Source organism: Cohnella hongkongensis (assembly GCF_042654645.1).
Lineage (GTDB): Bacteria > Bacillota > Bacilli > Paenibacillales > Paenibacillaceae > Cohnella > Cohnella hongkongensis.
This window is the reverse complement of the sequence record NZ_JBHSEP010000006.1, coordinates 197,262-216,102: the sequence shown is the minus strand read 5'-3', so window position 1 is coordinate 216,102 and position 18,841 is coordinate 197,262. Positions and strand designations below refer to the sequence as shown.

The 18,841-nt window shown below is 55.1% G+C and carries 16 protein-coding genes and 1 pseudogene; 7 read left to right on the top strand and 10 right to left on the bottom strand.

Annotated elements, in window-relative coordinates; all coding sequences use genetic code 11:
* Positions 1–32 precede the first annotated feature (32 nt).
* Positions 33–3,155, top strand: coding sequence for a glycosyl hydrolase 2 galactose-binding domain-containing protein (locus ACFO3S_RS11010; protein ID WP_378095345.1), 3,123 nt, complete (start codon positions 33–35; stop codon positions 3,153–3,155).
* A gap of 183 nt (positions 3,156–3,338) precedes the next feature.
* Here ACFO3S_RS11010 and ACFO3S_RS11005 read toward each other — a convergent pair whose 3' ends face one another.
* Entirely contained in the window at positions 3,339–4,010 is a 672-nt protein-coding gene (locus ACFO3S_RS11005; RefSeq protein WP_378095343.1) for a hypothetical protein, read from the bottom strand.
* A gap of 173 nt (positions 4,011–4,183) precedes the next feature.
* Here ACFO3S_RS11005 and ACFO3S_RS11000 point away from each other — a divergent pair, with 173 nt between their 5' ends.
* The 6 genes from ACFO3S_RS11000 (at position 4,184) to ACFO3S_RS10975 (ending at position 8,850) form a co-directional block, all read left to right on the top strand.
* Positions 4,184–5,050, top strand: coding sequence for a helix-turn-helix transcriptional regulator (locus tag ACFO3S_RS11000; protein WP_378095341.1), 867 nt, complete (start codon positions 4,184–4,186; stop codon positions 5,048–5,050).
* A gap of 54 nt (positions 5,051–5,104) precedes the next feature.
* Positions 5,105–6,184, top strand: a complete 1,080-nt coding sequence (locus tag ACFO3S_RS10995; RefSeq protein WP_378095339.1) for a LytTR family transcriptional regulator DNA-binding domain-containing protein — start codon at positions 5,105–5,107, stop codon at positions 6,182–6,184.
* Between the two features lie 144 nt (positions 6,185–6,328).
* Positions 6,329–7,174, top strand: coding sequence for an ABC transporter ATP-binding protein (locus tag ACFO3S_RS10990; RefSeq protein WP_378095337.1), 846 nt, complete (start codon positions 6,329–6,331; stop codon positions 7,172–7,174).
* On the top strand, positions 7,171–7,881 hold the full coding sequence (locus ACFO3S_RS10985) for an ABC transporter permease (RefSeq protein WP_378095335.1): 711 nt from the start codon (positions 7,171–7,173) through the stop codon (positions 7,879–7,881). Before ACFO3S_RS10990 ends, ACFO3S_RS10985 begins: the two co-directional genes overlap by 4 nt.
* A 256-nt stretch (positions 7,882–8,137) precedes the next feature.
* Positions 8,138–8,356: a hypothetical protein gene (locus ACFO3S_RS10980; protein WP_378095333.1), complete on the top strand. Its 219-nt coding sequence runs from the start codon at positions 8,138–8,140 to the stop codon at positions 8,354–8,356.
* 5 nt (positions 8,357–8,361) lie between these two features.
* On the top strand, positions 8,362–8,850 hold the full coding sequence (locus ACFO3S_RS10975; protein ID WP_378095331.1) for an S-layer homology domain-containing protein: 489 nt from the start codon (positions 8,362–8,364) through the stop codon (positions 8,848–8,850).
* A 40-nt stretch (positions 8,851–8,890) separates the two neighbouring features.
* On the opposite strand, the pseudogene ACFO3S_RS27950 reads toward ACFO3S_RS10975, so the two are convergent.
* The 9 genes and pseudogenes from ACFO3S_RS27950 to ACFO3S_RS10935 all read right to left on the bottom strand — a co-directional run.
* Positions 8,891–9,031: pseudogene (locus ACFO3S_RS27950) on the bottom strand (transposase); the annotation flags it as partial.
* A gap of 453 nt (positions 9,032–9,484) precedes the next feature.
* Entirely contained in the window at positions 9,485–10,306 is an 822-nt protein-coding gene (locus tag ACFO3S_RS10970; protein WP_378095329.1) for a carbohydrate ABC transporter permease, read from the bottom strand.
* Positions 10,307–11,260, bottom strand: a complete 954-nt coding sequence (locus ACFO3S_RS10965; RefSeq protein ID WP_378095327.1) for a carbohydrate ABC transporter permease — start codon at positions 11,258–11,260, stop codon at positions 10,307–10,309.
* A gap of 82 nt (positions 11,261–11,342) precedes the next feature.
* Entirely contained in the window at positions 11,343–12,680 is a 1,338-nt protein-coding gene (locus tag ACFO3S_RS10960) for an ABC transporter substrate-binding protein (RefSeq protein ID WP_378095325.1), read from the bottom strand.
* 160 nt (positions 12,681–12,840) lie between these two features.
* Positions 12,841–13,626 (bottom strand): response regulator transcription factor, encoded by a 786-nt coding sequence (locus ACFO3S_RS10955; protein WP_378095323.1) that lies wholly within the window; start codon positions 13,624–13,626, stop codon positions 12,841–12,843.
* A gap of 40 nt (positions 13,627–13,666) precedes the next feature.
* Positions 13,667–15,034, bottom strand: coding sequence for an ABC transporter substrate-binding protein (locus tag ACFO3S_RS10950; RefSeq protein WP_378095321.1), 1,368 nt, complete (start codon positions 15,032–15,034; stop codon positions 13,667–13,669).
* A 29-nt stretch (positions 15,035–15,063) separates the two neighbouring features.
* Positions 15,064–16,827, bottom strand: a complete 1,764-nt coding sequence (locus ACFO3S_RS10945) for a sensor histidine kinase (protein WP_378095319.1) — start codon at positions 16,825–16,827, stop codon at positions 15,064–15,066.
* Positions 16,828–17,029: 202 nt separating this feature from the next.
* On the bottom strand, positions 17,030–17,233 hold the full coding sequence (locus tag ACFO3S_RS10940) for a helix-turn-helix domain-containing protein (protein ID WP_378095317.1): 204 nt from the start codon (positions 17,231–17,233) through the stop codon (positions 17,030–17,032).
* A gap of 693 nt (positions 17,234–17,926) precedes the next feature.
* The gene (locus ACFO3S_RS10935; RefSeq protein ID WP_378095315.1) at positions 17,927–18,760 is read right to left on the bottom strand and encodes a phytanoyl-CoA dioxygenase family protein; all 834 of its coding nucleotides are present in this window, start codon (positions 18,758–18,760) and stop codon (positions 17,927–17,929) included.
* Positions 18,761–18,841: the final 81 nt, after the last annotated feature.

Sequence of the window (18,841 nt, the reverse complement as noted above, 5' to 3'; positions counted from 1 at the left end):
GCAATAGGGTCAAGAACAAGGAGGATGCAAGATTGGCCATCGACGATAATCGAATCAATGATACGTTCGCCAATATTGCCGCAGGCGGCATGAGCTTGGCCGGCAAAGGGCTGGTCGAACCGCGTCCGCCCGCCCGAACGGACAAGCGGCTGCGGCTTGAGCCCGGAGACCGCACGGGACAGTTCGCGCCTGCGGCGAAGATGAGCACCGCGTCGGAGCTGGCGGAGGAGCTGGAGCGGCAGCGGCGTCTCTATGCTCCCTTCATGGAACGCCGCTGCCCGGAGCCGCCTAGCCGGCGAATACGCCGGGAGATCGCCGAATTCGACTGGCGGATCGGCACGGAGGCGGATGAGCGGAATTTTATCGGCGTCCTGGAGGGGGAGGGCGAATGGACTCGTGTCGCCATCCCGCACTACGGCGAGCCGCTTGGCCGGGCGTTCACGCTGTACCGCGCCGCGTTCGAGGTGACCGACGAGATGCTGGCCGTCGGCCGTATCTATCTGGTTTTCAAGGGCGTGGACTACAAAGCGCATGTGTTCGTGAACGGTCTTTATCTCGGTTCGCACGAAGGCTTTTTCGCGCCCTTCGAATTCGACGGAACCGCCAGCGTGGAGCGGGGCCGGAACATCTTGACGGTCAAGGTGGAGAACGACTTCATCTGCGGTGACAGCCAGAGCGGCGACAAGATCTATGCGGCTACCGGCATCGGCTACGACGATCCGCTGCGAGGCTGGCATCACTGTCCGCCGGGCATGGGCATCTATCAGGGCGTCAGCGTGGAGGCGAGACCGGCAGTCCACGTCGCGAGCCTATTCGTCAGGCCGCTCCCGGACCTGGAGCAGGCAGAGGCGTGGATAGAGGTGCAAAATGCGCTGCCGGAGGCGGTGGACGTGAAGCTGCGGTTGTCCCTGTACGGGCGGAACTTCGATGAAACGGTATTCGAAGGTCTGGAGCGTGCGCCGACGACGGAAGTCGAGGTCGGCATGGGCGATTCGTTCACCGAAGCCCGCTTGAAGGCCGAGGACCGGCTGCATGCGGCCGTTCCGCTGCTGGCGGAGCGAGGCCGCAATCGCTTCATCGTGCCGCTTCGGCTGCCGAAGGCGCGGCGGTGGGAGCCGGAAAGCCCCTGGCTGTACGAGCTGCATGTGGAACTGATCGCGGCGGGCGAGAGCACGGATGCGGCGGGCGGCCACTTCGGCATGCGGACCTTCGAGCTGGACACCGAGCGGTCGCCGAAGGGCGCCATGATGTTCAACGGACGGCAAATCCGGCTGCGCGGCGCCAACACGATGGGGCACGAGCAGCAGTGCGTGGCCAAGGGGGATTGGGATCAGCTTCGCGACGACCTATTGCTGGCGAAAATCTGCAATATGAATTTCTTGCGGATCACCCAGCGCCCGGTTCAGCCGGAGGTGTACGACTACTGCGACATGCTGGGACTGATGACGCAGACCGACCTGCCGCTCTTCGGCGTGCTGAGCCGCAGCCAATTCGCCGAGGCCGTGCGCCAGGCGGAGGAGATGGAGCGGCTCGTGCGCGGCCATCCCTGCAATATTATGGTGACTTATATCAACGAGCCGTTCCCGAATGCCAGCAACAAGCCGCACCGCCATTTGACCCGTCCCGAGCTCCTTTCGTTTTTTCGGGCGGCTGATTTGGCGGTGAGACTGAACAACCCGGATCGCGTCATTAAGCATGTCGACGGCGATTATGATCCGCCTTCCGAAGGCTTGCCGGATAATCATTGCTATCCGTGCTGGTACAACGGGCACGGCATCGATATCGGCCGCCTGAACCGCGGCTGGTGGCTGCCGGTCAAGCCTGACTGGCATTACGGCTGCGGAGAATTCGGAGCCGAGGGGCTGGACCCGGTTGGTGTCATGCGCAGGCATTATCCGCCCGAGTGGCTGCCGCACAGCATCGAGGAGGAGGCCGAATGGTCGCCTAACGCCATTATTGGCGCGCAGACCGGCCGTTTCCATTACTTTTTCTTCGAGACGCCGAATACGCTCGAGGACTGGACGGAGGAAAGCCGCCGGCATCAGGCATGGGCGACCCGGATCATGACGGAGGCGTTCCGCCGCGATGCTCGCATGACCACCTTCGCCATCCACCTGTTTATCGACGCGTTCCCATCCGGCTGGATGAAGACGATTATGGATGTCGAGCGAACTCCGAAGCCTGCGTACTTCGCTTACCGCGAGGCGCTTGAGCCGCTGATGGCGAACATGCGCGCGGATCGCCTTACCTACTTCGCCGGTGAAGAGATCCGTTTGGAGGCGTGGATTTGCAACGACCGCACGGAGGCGCCGCCGTCGGCCTATCTTCATTGCATGGTTCTAGACGGGGAGGAGCTGCTCGCTTCCGCCCGGCAGCCCGCCGATATTCCGTCCTGCGGATCCGCTTGTCAGGGAGAGGTGCGCTTTCCCGCGCCCGAAGCGGCGAGCCGCAAGACTCTGACGGTTCGGCTGGGGTTGTGCGATGCGGAGGGGACAACGCTGCATGACACGGAGCTGACGTTGGAGGTCTTCCCCCGGCGGCGATCGCTTAGTTCACGGTCGAAGGTTGCCGTGCTGGGTCGGGAGGCGGGGCCGGCGCGGCGTCTTGCCGCCGAGCTGGAACTGAACACCGTCGAGCTGTCCAGCGGGCCGGCGCGGCCTGACATCTTGCTCGTCGACGACGTACGGCTGTTGTCCGACCGCGAAGCCGAGCTGTGGGCGATGGCGTCGGCCGGTACCCGCATTGTGGCGCTGGAACTGGAGCCGGGCTCTCATACGCTGCTTGGAGTGCCGGTGCGCATCAAGTCGAGCGGGATGCTGCCGGTCCACTTCGTCTCCCGGAAGACGGGGCACCGTCTGACGGAGGGCTTCCGGCCGAGCGACTTCCGGCTGTGGTACGATCCTGCCGCGGATTGTATCGCCCCTTTGCTATCCAGCACGTTCGATGCCGGGGGCATGGCGCCGATCTTGCTGAGCGGCAACACGAACGATCGCGGCGAATGGGGACCGGCGCTGGCGGCGGCGGAGACAGAGATCGGGGCAGGCTCGCTGACGCTGTGCCAGGTCGTTCTGGCCGGACGCTGCGGCACGAATCCCGTCGCGGCCGAATTTGCCGTCCGACTGCTGGAAGGAGAGGCGGATCGGGAATTGCGATAACGATTTTCAGGAACTCGTCAATGGGCATGTCCTCGGCGTTTTTGATGGGGGCTGTAAAGTTGACGTAGGAGCCGTGAATGCGGTGGTTTGGCCCTTGGCGACCACCGTATTCCTGTTCACGGGCATTGTCTATCAGCACTGGGACGTCAACTGGGCCGTATTCCCGATTGCCGGAAGCGATGGTTATCCGATGCGCCTCCCGCGTCCCGCCCAAAGCGCATAACCTAACCAGATGAAGGCCAGTCCCATCGGCGCTGCCAGAATCCGGTCGAGCGGATGGGGAATGACAGCGCCGGCGAGAGTCGCCACCGCGCCGAAGGCAAGCAGGACAGCCGCCATACGAGGAAGAACACCCGCACGAAACGTTGCGATGCCAAGCAACAGTCCGCCAAGCAAGTAGAGGGCACCCGCGATCGGGGCTAATGCCGGAAGAACGCCAAGAGGAACCTCGCTTTCCGCTCCGCCGAAAATCCCCAGGAACCCCTCCACGAACTTCGGAGCCTCGGTTGTCAGCAAAGGCAGTACGAAGGCTTCGACGAAGCTAAAGGCGATCGAAGCCAACCAGAACAGACTAAAGAGAAGAAATCCGGCTAAACCCAGCCAACCGGACTCTCTCGCTTGTCGCGCGTAGATGGCCGTAACTCCGATCAGGCTGAAGAGGGACATCGCGACCGTCAAGCAGGCAACGATGACCCATGAGGCCGAGTCGACGGAAGAAATCTGCTCCGAGGGATGAATGAACTGAATAACGATATAGAGTATGCCTGCCAAGATGGCCAATAAGCCTGCCCAGCCGAGAAGACCCGCCGCTGTAGGGGCCGATTTGCTTTCTTTTGCGTTTGACTTGTCGATCATGCGATTTCCTCTTTTCTGCTGTTATGACAACAATGTATCAAAGCAAGCCTGCTTTTGCTTTTCAATTCTTGCTGTAATCTTCTCTCACGAGCTGCTCTACGATTCAGTCGGCTGCATCTATGCTATACTGATCACGAAACAACTGTTAGGTTCATAAGGGAGATGAAGCGGGGATGGACCATCATACCATCGTCGAGGATGCTTTGGCGCATATCGAGAACCATTTACAGCAGTCCTTATCTGTAGATTCCGTTGCAAGAGCCTTTAATCTGTCCAAGTTTTATTTTCATCGCTTGTTCTCAGCTACGATCGGGTGTTCCTTAAGCCAGTACATCCTAACCAGAAGATTAAATGCTTCGTTAACCTTCATCCAAAACACGAATCTATCCCTCACGGACATTGCTTACCAGCTAGGCTTCGGAACGCAAGCCTCGTTCACGCGCGCCTTCAAGCGTCAATACGGCGTACCGCCGAGCTCGCTAAGATCGGAAAACAAGTCTATTTCTCCCGAGCCTCTGCCTTCCGTCGTCAGAAGGCCTTTTAAAAACATGAACGGCGATGTCGTTACGGAATTCAGCCTGACGGAGCTGGACAGCATGAAGGTGAGCGGGGTAGCGTTTGAAGTGGACTTAGCCGGAGATTACAGAACGGAGATTCGCTCCCGTTCGCAGATGCTGCTGGACCGCATGGACGAAACCGTGAAGGGGCCTTGTTGCGTGATCTATTCCAACTGTCAGCCGGACTCGACCCGATTCAAGGTGCTGTTCGGCATTCCGCGCGAAGTGCGGATCGACGAGCCTTATTTTTTTGTCGTTGAAGTGCCTCGCCTCTTCTGCGCCAAATTCAGATATACGGGAGATATTCTCGACATCGGGGACGTCCTGAAGACCGACTATGCCCGATTTTTGAAGATTTCCAAGCAGGAGACGGAGGATTCGCCTATCGAGCTCATTCAAATCTTCGATGACATCCACAACCTGGATTCCGCCTACCATGTTTATGCGCCGGTCAAAAAGCTGCCCATCGATTCCGAAGGTTAATCATCGGGCGGCTCGGATGGAATATCGCGAGTTACATAGAAAAGAGGAACTTCTATGGCTTTGTTGAAATTGGTTCGGATTCCGCTCCCGGCAGAGGGAGCCGCGACGGTCCAGATGGACCTGGAAGTCGGCAGCGGTCAATGCATCGCTCTTCAATGCAACGACGACCAAGGTCGCGCTCTGGTAGAGGCGATAACCGGCGCCGCGTCGGGGGCGCGGGATTTCGTGCTGTTCCGGGGCAAGCCGCTGCGTATGAGAGACGAGGACACCTGCAAGAGAATCGGGGTGTGCGGGCTGGAGGACGGAGAGTATTCCAGATTAAAAGTTAAAGCTTATTTGGAATTTTGGGCCCGCCTGTACGGCGTGCGCGGGCCGCTCGCCGAGCTGCTCCGGACGGCGGGGCTGCTGGCTTCGGCCGACACTCCGATCGCACGCTTGAACACATCCGAACGGCGGCGCCTTCATCTCGTCCGCTGCGCCCTTCACGATCCGGAGCTCATCGTCCTGGAGAATCCGGAGCAGGGACTCGACCTGGAAAGCTGCGCGATCGTCAGAAGAATGGCGGCGAATTGGTCGGCGGCGGGCAAGGCGCTGCTTATCACGTGCTCCTCCACCGAAAGCGCCGTGTCGTTGACGGGCGACGCCTACCGGCTAACCTCCCAAGGGGTGACCAGGCTGGCGATCCGGGAAGAAGCGGAGCCGGTGGAGCCGTACGCGCAGCGAGCTTCGGATACGCAATCGGACGAGATGGCGAAAGCGGCGCTGCACGGCGAGGCGCAGGCGGACAAGCCGCGTCCCCGGGTCGCGAAAATTCCGGCTAAAGCCGGGGACAAGATCGTTCTGGTCGATCCCGGGGAGATTCTATACGTCGAAAGCAGCGACGGCCAGTCGATGCTGCATCTGGAGACGGAAGCGCTCGCCTGCGTGTGGACGCTTAACGAGCTGGAACAACGCCTCGAGTCCTTTCATTTCTATCGATGTCACCGCTCCTACCTCGTCAATCTGCAGCAGGTTCGCGAGGTGATCGTCTGGACTCGCAACAGCTACAGTCTTGTCATGGCCGACCGCAGCAAGCGCGCGGTTCCGCTGTCCAAAGGCCGATACGAGGACTTGAAACGGATGATCGGCATTTAAGCCGGGCGTTCGTTCAGCCTTCGAAATGCGGGTTTGAACCCGCCGAACGCTCCTTTCGCCGCTGAAATGCTGCATTCCAGCTCTCCGACCCGCTATGATGAAGACGCAAAACCCATTCATCCTTTCAGAAGCGAGGTCGAACAAATGGAATTGGCCATTGCGGTCCATCAGTTGGAAAGAAGGTACCGGGACAAGAGAGCCTTGGACCGGATCAGCTTTTCCGTCAAGCGAGGCGAAGTATTCGGGTTTCTTGGACCGAGCGGTTCCGGCAAGACGACGACGGTTAAAATTTTGACGAACCAGCTTATGCCGAGCGCGGGGGAAGCCATCGTCCTGAACAAACGGATGGTCGGCAAGAGGGAACCGGACCTTCTGAGCAGAATCGGCATTATGACCGATAACAGCGGTATCTACGAGCGCTTAACCGTGCTGGATAACCTCGAGCTGTTTCGCGGATTGTACGCGGCGCCTCACGGTGCGGTGACCGAAACGCTGGAAAGCGTGGGTCTGTCCGAAGAAGCCAAGACGCCGGTCCAACAGCTGTCCAAGGGCATGAAGCAGCGGGCAGTTCTGGCGCGCGCCCTTCTTCATAAGCCCGATCTGCTGTTCCTGGACGAGCCGACGTCGGCTCTAGATCCGATGAATACCGCCTTGATTCACAATACGCTGCGCGCTCTCAACCGGCAGGGAACGACTATTTTCCTGACCACCCACGATATGCTGGAGGCTGAGGCGCTGTGCGATCGCGTCGCGTTTCTGAACAACGGGACGATTACCGCCCTGGACACTCCTGAGAAATTAAAGCGGCAGTATGCGGATCGCACGATCACGGTGACGACGCCGGAAGGCCGGCACGTGGTGAACAACGACAGCGAGGCGGCCGACCGAATCTCCCAGTGGATGCGGACCGGGCAGCTGCTATCGATCCATTCCAACGAACCGACGCTCGGAGACATCTTCGTGCGGCTGACCGGGAGGAAGCTGTTATGAGTTTCTCGTTACGGAGATTGCAGGCCATTCTGACGAAAGAATGGAAAGACGCTCTTAAAAATCCGCAAATCCTGCTGATCGCCGCAATGCCGATCGTCTTCTCCTTCCTGCTTAACCGCAAGGATGCGTCCGATCCGGCCGTTCTCGCCTTCCCGCTGCTGCTGGCGGTATCGATAACCGGCGCCTTCGTTCAGGCGAACATGGTGGCGGAGGAGAAGGAGAAGAATACGCTGCGCATGCTGATGCTCTCCCCCGCCTCCCCGGCGGAGGTGCTGATCGGCAAAAGCTTGGCCACCTCGCTGCTGGCTGTGATCGTCATGGCCGGTTCGATTCTCGTCACCGAGGTTCCGCGTGGCAACCCTTTCTGGCTGGCTCTGCTTGTCCTTCTGCTGCTCGTCACCTTTCTCGCCTTCGGCACGACGATCGGTTTGCTGTCGCGTACCGTTACGGAAGCGTCGATCGTCGGATTGCCCCTGCTGCTCGTCGTCATTATGGGGCCGATGCTGGCGCCTTCCTTGGAGGCAGGATGGTTCTCGGCGGTCGTGGAGTGGCTCCCTACCCAGCATTTTATTCTCGGATTGACCAAGTCCCTTGAAGCCGGAAGCGCTGCGGATCTCGGCGTTCACCTGATCGCCCTGGCCGTCTGGAGCGCTGCCGCGAGTCTGCTGTGCCTGGGCGTCTACAGCCGCAAAAGATTCGATAAGTAGGGAGGCGAGAGGATGAGCAAGCAGCCGAGCAAAACGACTAAAAATATTTTGCTGTTCGTTGTCGTCCTGGCGGTCGTAATCATCGTCAGAAAATTCTGGCTGCCGGACGGAATAATTGGCCTGTTCGAATGAACGCGATAAGCCATTGTGGGGCGGGAATTCGAGCATGGGGCGGTAGCTTTCACTTTAGCTCTTGTCATGATGCTGACGATGGTCTTGAACAGTATGACTAGTTTCGCAGCGGAGAAAACGGTCGATGAAACAAAACGATGTTCCTTCCTATATGGGGTATGTGACTAGCGGTGACGGCTATTACCAAGACGGTACATTTATGCAGCACGGAAATGTGGTTTATAATGGCGGCTACGGGAAGGAAGCATTTTCTAATATTAGTCATTTCATTTATATGCTTGATAACTCTCCGTGGGAAATTACCGGTCCATTGGCCAACATTCATGGGCAAGAAAAGCGATAGAAGTAATGGCCTCTAAAGGGGTGATAAGCGGCACTTCTGCAACCACCTTCAATCCTTCTGCCGATATTACGCGGGCAGACTTCGTCCTATTGCTTGTGAAGGCTCTTGGGTTATCTGTGCGAACGGAAGGCAGCTTTGCAGATGTAAGCTCAAGCGCATATTATGCAGAAGCTCTGGCCACAGCCAAGGCCCTTGGAATTACAACTGGGGTTGGGAACAACAATTTCAATCCAAAAGGAAAGATTACAAGGGAAGACATGATGGTTCTTGCAGCAAAAGCCATGAATGCAGCCGGAAAACCTTTGGAAAACGCTTTGGGTTCGGAACTGAATGGCTATTCTGATTCGGCGCAAATAAGCCGTTACGCAGCAAAGGATGTTGCAGCTTTAATTAAAGCAGGTATTATAAAAGGCAGCGGCAATTCAATAAATCCGAAGGGAACGGCGACAAGGGCTGAAGCAGCGGTTATCATTTACAACTTGTATAACAGATAGTTCATAGCGGCATTAAATGAAGAAATGGCGACCAGGGAGGTTATCCCTGAGTCGCCATTTCTCGATATCGGTCCATTGCAGCTTTCTTGAGCAAATTATGGGCAAGCGACAGCCATCCGACCTCAAGGCTGACTTTCGATAGTCCTCGAAGCAGATAACGCCGGAATCCCCGCTTATCCTTCCTCAGACTAACGCTGATCTCTCGGTATCCTTTCACTTTCTTCGGTAGTGCCCTTTCAAGCACGTCTTTCCTGGGCTCGGAACGGAAACGATTGATGATGCGGAAGCCCGGACGTTGTTTGCCGGCAATCCGTATAACCATGACATTTTTTCTAACGTCTTTGGCGATGTATTATTAAACGTTTTTTGAGAGAAATCGATGAGAGAAGAGGGGGATGTATCTCCTGGAGGAACAGAGTGTCCGCCTTTGAAAATGTGGAATCTCCTTGTAACGAGTTTACCAATTCAGATTTCCACATTTTCAACAGCGGCCGGAAGGAGATACATCCCCCTTATAAATGAAATCGATAACTAAATAACGCCCTTCCAGCTTCCTGTCGGGAAGTGAAAGGGCGATAAGTCTGCTTACTCAGATGACGTCAGCTACAAGAAGATAATTCCCTATTCCATCGACTCAGCCCTTAATCGACCCTGCGAGCAAGCCGCGAATGAAATAGCGGCTCAGGAAGATGTAGACGAGCAGCGTCGGAAGCGCAGCGAGGAGGGCGCCCGCCATCTGAACGTTCCACTGCACGATTTGGCTGCCCGACAGGTTTTGCAGCGCCACCATGATCGGCTGCTGTTTCTGAGTCGTGAGGGTAACCGCGAACAGAAACTCGTTCCAAATATTCGTAAATTGCCATATGCCGACGACAACAAATCCGGTCACGGACAACGGAACGATGACATGGAGATAGATGCCGAAAAATCCGTTTCCGTCGATTTTGGCCGCTTCGAGCAGCTCGGTTGGAATGCCGACGTAGAAATTCCGGAACATAAGCGTACAGATCGGCAAACCGTAGACAACGTGAACCAGAATAAGCCCCGCAAGCGAATTGTACAGGTTGATGCTCTGCATGAACTGAATGAGCGGAATCAAGATGCTCTGATACGGGATGAACATGCCGAACAGCATGAGGGCAAAGAGCGTATTGGAGCCCTTGAATGTCCACTTGGATAAAATGTAGCCGTTCATCGACCCGAGGAACGCCGACAGCAAAGTAGCGGGAATCACGAGCAAGAAGCTATTGGTCAAGTTGGGCGCCAGCTTCTCGAAGGCGACTTTGTACCCCGAGAAATCGAATTGCGCGGGCCAATCCCACATTTTCTCCAGCGTGATGGAATCCACTCCTTTTACGCTGGTCAGGACGACGACGTAGATCGGAATCAGAAACATTACGGCTAATACGCAAAGGAGCAGATAGAGCAGCGTACGTTTTACGCGTTCGCCTCTCATTTACTTATCCCCCTTTCTAAGACTGGAAACCAGATACGGGATAATGAGCAGAGAGATGAACGCAAGCATGACCATGGCGATTCCGGCGCCTTGCGCATAATGATTGCCGCGGAATGTCGTTTCGAACATATACACCCCGGGCACGTCGGTAACAAACATCGCTCCAGGTCCCGTCATCGCGTACACCAAATCAAATATTTTCAAGGAGATATGGGCGAGAATAATGACCAAGCTCATCGTGATCGGCGTTAATTGAGGCAGGATGACCTTGAAGAAAATTTGGCTTTCCTCGGCGCCGTCGACTCTGGCCGCTTCGCGTAAATCGTCGGGAACCGCGCGCAGGCCTGCAAGATACATCGCCATCGCAAAGCCGGACATTTGCCATACGGTCGCGATCGCCACTGCGATTATTGCAATCGGAATCCCGAATTGGATCTGTCCGATGGGTAATCCGAGATAGATTTCCGTGCTTGTATACCATTTAGGCACCGAGTCAAAGCCGAGTTTTCTCAGGATCAGATTGAAGCCGGTAGTCGGATTAAGCAGCCACTGCCAGATAACGCCTGTAACGATAAAGGAGACCGCCATCGGAAAGATGAACACGTTGCGAAAGAACGATTCCCCGCGAACTTTGCGGTCGATCAGGAGTGCCAGGAATAATCCGATTATCATCGTGACGGCAATGAAGAGAATCGTGAACACCAATGTATTTCTTAAATCCGATTGAAAGCGGAAATCCGAAAACAAAAATCGATAATTGTCGAAGCCGATAAAGTTATCGCTTTGGACAAGGGTGTTCCAATCCGTAAAGGAAGTGTAGCCGGTCTTGGCGATAAATCCATAAATAAATATGGCAATCGCCGCAATAGAGGGCGACAGCATAAGTAGGGGAAGCAACAGCTCCCGGTTTTTCTTCTTTTTGCTTGCCCCGATCTCTCCGACCGAAGAAGTCATAAGCGTCACTCCTGAAAAAAACAGGGCCAGATGCCAGATCGCATCTGACCCCGTTTTATGTTCTGTTTAGCGATCCCGTCGATTATTTGCCGATTCCGCTCGCTTGCGCGGCGGATACGAGCGCTTTCTGAGCCTGCTCCACATCGCCGTTCGTTACGAAAATATTGACGACTTGATTCGCTTGCGTTGCGAAGCCTTCCGGCGCTGCCGAACCATGCGCCAAGCTTGGAGCAAGCTTGCTTACTTTGAAGTCGTCGATCGTTTCTTGTCCGTAAGAATCGTATTTGGATTTGTCTGCGTCGATTCGAGCCGGAATCGATCCTTTCAGCGGATTGAACACGTCTTGACCTTCGACGGAGCCAAGCACCTTCAAAAATTCGCGAGCGGCTTGCTCGCCTTTAGCGCCCTTCGGAATGGCGAACGTATCGGTAATAACCATGAAGCTGTCGCCGGTGTTGGGCGTTTCGATCCAGCCGAAATCTTCGTTCGCAACGAGCTTCAAGTCCGTTGTGAAGTAGCCTTTAGCCCAGTCGCCCATATTCGTCATTGCCGCTTTGCCCTCGGCGACGAGCTGGGATGCGTCTTGCCAGTTGCGCGCCGCATGATCTTCATTCACGTAAGTCAGCATTTTTTTGAATTTTTCGAGGGAAGAGGTTACGCGCGCATCGTCGAATTTCACTTCGCCGGTCCACAGTTTTTTGTAGTCGTCGGCGCCCAGCTCGCCCATCATAATGTTTTCGAGCAGCATCGTTGCCGTCCAGGGCTCTTTATCGCCCAGCGCAAGCGGCGTAATGCCTTTCGCTTTCAAAGCGTCGGCGACAGCGAAGAACTCGTCGAATGTTTTCGGCGCCTGAAGTCCGTTGTCGTCGAATATTTTTTTGTTGTAGAAAATCACGTTGCCGCGATGGATATTGACCGGAACGGAGTAGGCTTTGCCGTCTTTGCTGACAAGGTCGATCAATTCCTTGGGGAACTTCTCGTTCCAGCCCTCTTCCGCGAACAAATCGTTCAGATCGATTACTTTATCCGCTGCCACCCAGCCGGTATTCAGCTCGGCGCCGCCATGTACCTGGAAGGCATCCGGCGGATCTCCGCCCTGCATGCGGCTCGCGAGCACGGCCTTGGCGTTCGTTCCCGCGCCGCCCGCAACTGCGGCGTTAATCACTTCAATGTCCGGATGCTTATCCGAGAATAGCTCGATCAAGCCAAGCAAGCCGGCTTCCTCGCCTGCTCCCGTCCACCAGCTGAAGATTTCGACCTTTTGGTCAACGGACGGCTCCGTTTTGGCGGATGGAGAAGGAGATGTGCTTTCCTCGCTGCCCTTCGATGCGACAGGACCGTTGCTGCTGCCCCCGCATCCCGTTAACACCATGCCGGTAACCGACAATGCGGAAAGTATCATGCCTAATTTCCGTTTCACTTGACTGCCCCTTTCAAAACAAGGTTTTGTAATCGCTTTACGTTTAATATGATAAACGCTTACAAATTGGTTTAATATGTGGCGATCCTATCTTTTGTTCCGTTATTTTACACAGAAATTCAGCCTTGCAGGGATGGCTCCCCGCAAGGCTGGACGAAGATCAGCTATGATATTTGCGGTATTCGCCGGGCGACATTCCGGTCTGCTTTTGAAACCACTCGCTGAAGTAACGGGGATTCGGATAACCGACGGCTTCCCCGATCTGATAGATCTTCAGAGTGCTTTTGGTCAACAGCTCGCATGATTTCTCAATCCGCTTGGCGGACAAATAGTCGCTGAAGGATTTGCCGGTTTCCTGCTTGAAAATTCGGCTTAGATAATTCGGCGTAATGTACAGCTCCTCGGCAATTTGCACCAGGTGCAAATCCTCGGTAAATTTCTCGTTCATCAGCTTTATCGCTTTCTTGATCAGGAAAGAGGCGTTCTCATCGATCCCCTCCGCGGGCTTCGGCAAATTCGGAAGCTTTAAGCGGGCGTTCCGCTCGCTCTGGCAGCGGGCTTTCAGCTTGAGCAGAACCTCTTCGGTGTCCTCGACGTCCGTCGGCTTTAGTAAATAGTCGGAAGCTCCAAGCCGCATCGCTTCCTGGGCGTATTTGAAATCGTCGAATCCGCTCATGATGACCACTTTGCTGGAGGGCGTATCCGGATGATCCATTTCGATTTTCCTGAGCTCGGCCAGAAATTCCAGCCCCGTCATATTCGGCATTCGAATGTCGGTCAGAATGATGTCGACCGGGTTGTTTTTAATTTCTTGCAGCGCTTCGCGTCCGTCCTCGAAGCTGCCTACAAGCTCGATGCCGATCCGATCCCAATGGATATGCTCGCTTAATCCTTCCCGAATCCATGATTCATCGTCTATGATTGCTGCTCGGTAAGTCGATTTCATGCGTTATCCCCCTCCTGATTCTATTGAATGAATGATTGGATCACTCGCTGTTTTTCGGGCTAATCTTGGATTGTTTGGCGTTATTGATCTGGAGCGACTGGTACAGATGCCGCAGCTCGTCGGCGGCTGTGCGGAAAGCCAGCTCAGGCTCGGAATGCAGCGTAATGATTTTGGCGAGCGCGCGCTCTTCGATTTCTACCAGGGCGTTATAGTAAGGGACATAGGGCTCGTTGCGCGCTGTCCGAAGACTTTCGAGCAGCAAGCCGAAGTCGGGCCGGCTTTCCCGGTAGCGTTCGTCTCCGAGAATGGAGCGCCTTGCAGGGATGCCTCCGGCTTCGACATAAATCTTGCCGCCGACTTCCCCTGTCGCGAATTCGAGAAATTTCCACGCATCGGCCGGATTCGCCGAATTGGCATTGATGGCAAGCGTCCAACTATGCTCGAAGGTCGCCCGGCGAAGCGTGCCGTTCTCGTCTTTTATGCCCGGAATGAGAGCGATTCGGATGGCATCCTTGTAGCGGCTGCTCGATTGCAAGATATCCTTGTAAGAAGCGTTCCAGTACGGCGCGGCCATCGCAACCTCGCCGCTAAGCAAAGCATCGCGCGTTCTGGCGAAATCCCAGGACAGGAGATCGTCGGGAATGACTTTGTTCTGAATCATTTTCACCAAGAATTCGCCGGCGCGTACCGAAGGTTCGTGATCGAGCATCACTTGGCCGGTATCATCCCGAATTCCGTCACCCCCAAAGGACCAGAGCAAGGAAGCGAAAATCTTGGATCGCTCCTCGGGAACAACCGCGGGCATCGTCGCTCCCCATCTGGTCGGAGAGTCGGGCGTGATGGAACGCGTAAAACGCTCCGCTGCTTCGTAGAATTCATCCCATGTATCCGGCGGATGGGGAATGAGATCGCTCCGGTAATATAAAAAGTGCGTGCTAATATCGGTCGGCAAGGCATAGATGGCGTTGCGATAGCGGTAGATCGCCAGGAAATCGTCCAGATTGAAGGATTCCAGGTCGGTTAATTCCGGGTTTTCGATAAAGGGATCGAGCGGTAATAGCGCATTCGCGGAGGCGAATTGGGCGATTGAGGTGTTCGGCATGAACATGACGTCGAAAGCCTCCGACCCCGCGAATAGTTGAGTGCCTAGTGCGGTAAAAAAGTTATCGCGTCCTAGCTCGACGAACTCGACCTTAATGCCGCTGGACTGCGTAAACGGTTCGGCAATTTTGCGAAGCGCGGACGACTCGGTTCCGGTGCGGATCAATACGCGAATGACAGGCTCTTTCACGCTGTTCACCGGTTCGCTGAGTTTGATTCGGTCCAGCAAGGCGATTCCGCTTAGCGTCCAGAGGACGAGAAGGGATAGCGTGATAAGCAGCAAGCTTCTAAAACCAAGACGATTCATGTACGTTTACAGCCTCCTGTTACGCGATCTCATTCCGACTCGCTGCCGAGAGGAATGCAAAGCCTGACCAAGGTTCTGCCGTTGACGCGATCGATTAATCGTATGCCGAACGCTTCGCCGAATGAGAGTTGAATTCTTTGCTGAACGTTCCGAAGCCCGACATGATCGCTTTGCTTTTCATCCTCCAGCAATTGCTTCATGCGGCTCAGATCGGTATCGTGTCCGTCGTTGGCGATATCGATCAGCACTTCATGACCGGACCGATAAATATTCAAGCTGATATGACCGCCGTTCTTCAACTTGGCAATGCCGTGCTCGATCGCATTCTCGACGATCGGCTGCAAAATGAGCGGCATCGTCCGGACGTCGTTCAGATCCGGCTCCATCGTGATTCGATAGTCCAGTTTATCCCTGTATCGAAAAGCGAGAATTCGCAAATAGTTTTCGACATGCTCCACTTCCCGTTCCAAGGTCACGCGCTCCAAGCTCGAGTTCAACGTAAATCGGAAAAATTTTCCGAGCGCGGTGACCAGCTTGCTGATCGGCTCGGCGCCATGCTTTTTCGACATCCAGTAGATCGTATCCAGCGTATTGTACAAAAAATGCGGCTGTATTTGCATTTGAAGCGTTTTCAACTGAGCGTCGCCTTTTTGCTTCTGCGCGTTTTCATTTTCGATAAGCAGCTGTTGCGTCCGGTCCATCAACCGGTTGAAATTGCGCTGTAAAATACTGATTTCCCGGATCGAGCTCATTTGTTCCCTCACGTTTAAGTTATCGATGGAAGCGACCGTCATGACTTTAGCCAAACCGATGACCGGCTTCGAAAGGACCGCCGTGAACAGGAGCGCGACAACGAAAGAGACGATCGCTCCAAGACCGGCCATAATCAATAGCACCTTGAGGATTTGTTGGTTAGGTCCGAGCACCTCATTCAGAGGAACGACGGCAGTTAATTTCCAATTGCTGACCGCAGAAGTGTCGTAGGATAGAAGCCATTTGCCGTCTACGGTGGTCGTTCCGCTGCCGAAGGAGGGGAGCTCTTGAATTGCCGACGTAATTTTCGGATTGTTAAACAGATCGGATTGCTGGCTGTAGATGACTTCGCCGAAATGATCCGTAATTTGGAGGGAGCCTGTCGATCCGATCCGTACGCCGCGAAGATACTCATCCAGAAAGAGGTCGTTAAGCTGGATGAATAGATAGCCTCTCAGCTCGGCGGTATTGCTGTCGACGATTCTGCGCGCCGCCGTCACGGAGGCATGAACGGGAGTGTTGAACCCCGCTTTGGATTGATAGATCGCTTGCGAGTTGTTGAGCCAATGCATCTTTAGCGGCTCCTCGTTGAACTGTTTGACGATATAGCTGTAATTTGTCCGATCCAGCTGGTCGAAATGAGACAGGGAGCTGTCCGTAGACAGCACGAAGCTGTCGGAAGTCACGAATGAAATCGTTCGAATATGATTCAGCTTCCCGCTGAATAAATCGGAATACACCTTCTCTTTGAATTTGCGGTTTGCTTCGTTGAGCTGATAGGTTGTATCCAGCGGAGCGTCGATAAAATCCAGCGATTGCTGATAAAGCAGCGACCAGGTCAGCCGATCGATCTCGTTCAGGTTCGTATCCAACGTGCTTTTGGTCTGTGCGACGGATTGCTGTACGAACTGGCTGGCTTGATTTTGGAAAAGATCGTTTTGCTTCTGGTAAGTAATGAAGGTGATGACGACAAGCGGAAAGATCATGAGAAACAGGATTGCCGTTAACAGAATGGAGCGGATCGAAACGGTTCGCGACATGGCTTTATTGTGCCTCCCCAATCAGCGAAACTGTGAAAGCGCTGTCAACAATAATTGTTATTCATATCCATATACAATAACACGAAGGCGGCTAAATAGAGAAGAAAATAAAGAGACCCAACTTTCGCAGAGCGAAAATCAGCATGATGAATGATCTGCTTGATCGGCGAGTCGGAGGCAAGCAGCTCCTGACAAATGTAATTTAGTCGCTTCGAGTCTCATTGGTCGAAATCAGAAGATTCTTGGCCTTCTCCAGTCGGATATAATTCAGATATTCACTGAATGATTGTCCGGTCGCCCCCTTGAACAACTTCCCCAGGTAGCTTGGAGACCAACCGGCAATATGGGATACAAGCTCCAGAGATAAATTGGGTTCGTCGTAATGCTTATGAATGTAGTTTTGCACCTTCTACCCTCAAGCCGCACCATACGACGGATCTCGGCATCGCCTTCAGCGACGACGGCATTCGCTGGACTGCGGGGCCAAAGCCGAATTTCAAGCTGCGCGACGAAGAAATCGCTCGGGCCTATGATCCGCGTCTGACGGTCTTCGACGGCCGATGCTACATGTGCTTCGCCGTAGAACCGTTACGCGAGGGAATCGGAGCAAATGTTGCCTTTACGGTCTGGCGGACCGCTACGCGAGCAACTTCGACGGGCAAGCCATGACGAAAAAAACAATCGCTATTTTCTGGCGGAGAGACAGAGGAAAGGGGGGGAGGGGCGGCTCTTGGAACAAGATGTATAGTCAATGATCGGCCTGTTATCTTGACAATCGACGAAGGGCTGCGTGAAGTGATCCTTCTCCCCAGAGAGACATTGCTCGAAGAGTTTAGGGATGAAGCTGTGCGCCGCATTTTAGCATGCATGAACTCAGTTGCACGAACGAAACATTAGGCGGAAACGGCGGAGCGCGCGAGGTTGCGGAGTGGAAGGCCGATGATCCGCGTAGCGGCCTCGGAAGTTGCGCGGGCTGTCCGACCGACATATTCGCAAGCGTAACGTCGCTGCCGAACAAACAGAAAAGCTAGAAATAAAGCAGAACGAAATACCTTATTCCGCCAAGCCTCTGGAATAAGGTATTTTGGCTTTGAGCCGCTCAATTCGCCCGGAACAGCTCCGGAAAAGCCTCTCCCGTGAACAGATCGCCGTCACGTCCGCCCAGCAGGCCCACGTTCATGTGGCCGTCGCCGCGCGTACCGGCCTTGTAACGGGTGTCTCCCGTCATCAGGTGGACGGCCAGCGAGCGACGCGGCTGCGAGGTCGTATTCGGACCGCTGCCGTGGATGGCGAGCGCGTGATGGAAGCTCACCTGGCCGGCCTTCATGACCATCGGTACGGGCTCGAACGAAGCGTCCTCGGGGAGGTCCATGCCCTGCCGCTGCTTCTCCATATCCTGCTCGAAGAAATCGTTCACGTTGATTAGACCCCATTGGTGGCTTCGGGGAACGACCTGCATGCAGCCGTTGTCCAGGTTGACGTCATCGAAGGCGACCCAGGCGGTGATGAGCGTCGGCTCAGCCGCGCACTGCCAGTAGGCGTAGTCCTGGTGCCAACCCACGTTGCCGCCCGCTCTTCGGTTGGGATTGCCCGGCTTGAACAGCAGCTGGTCGTGCCAAAGGCGAATGGAGCCGGCCCCCATCAGAAGGCAAGCAATTTCGCCGATGACGGGATCGGTGGCCAGCGAGCGAAGCTCCAGATCGGCCCAGTGGGAATTGTCGGTTTTGCGAAGCCCGTTGCCTTGCTCGGGTGTCCAATATCCGTTGTGCGGCGCGCGCCCTGTTTCGAATTGACCTGCATAAACCCGTTCCATATGTTCGCGCAGCCGTTCCAGCCGAGCCTCGTCGATGAGCTGCGGCGCCACCCAATATCCTTTCTGCTGAAAAAAGGCGATGTCCGCCTCGGTTGGCAAAGCATGTTTTAGATCCTTCATTTCCGCATCCTCCCGCTTCGATGATTGTCGCACGTTTCCTCGTGCGTTGCCTCCATCATAGCGCGAGCAGTCGGCCATCGG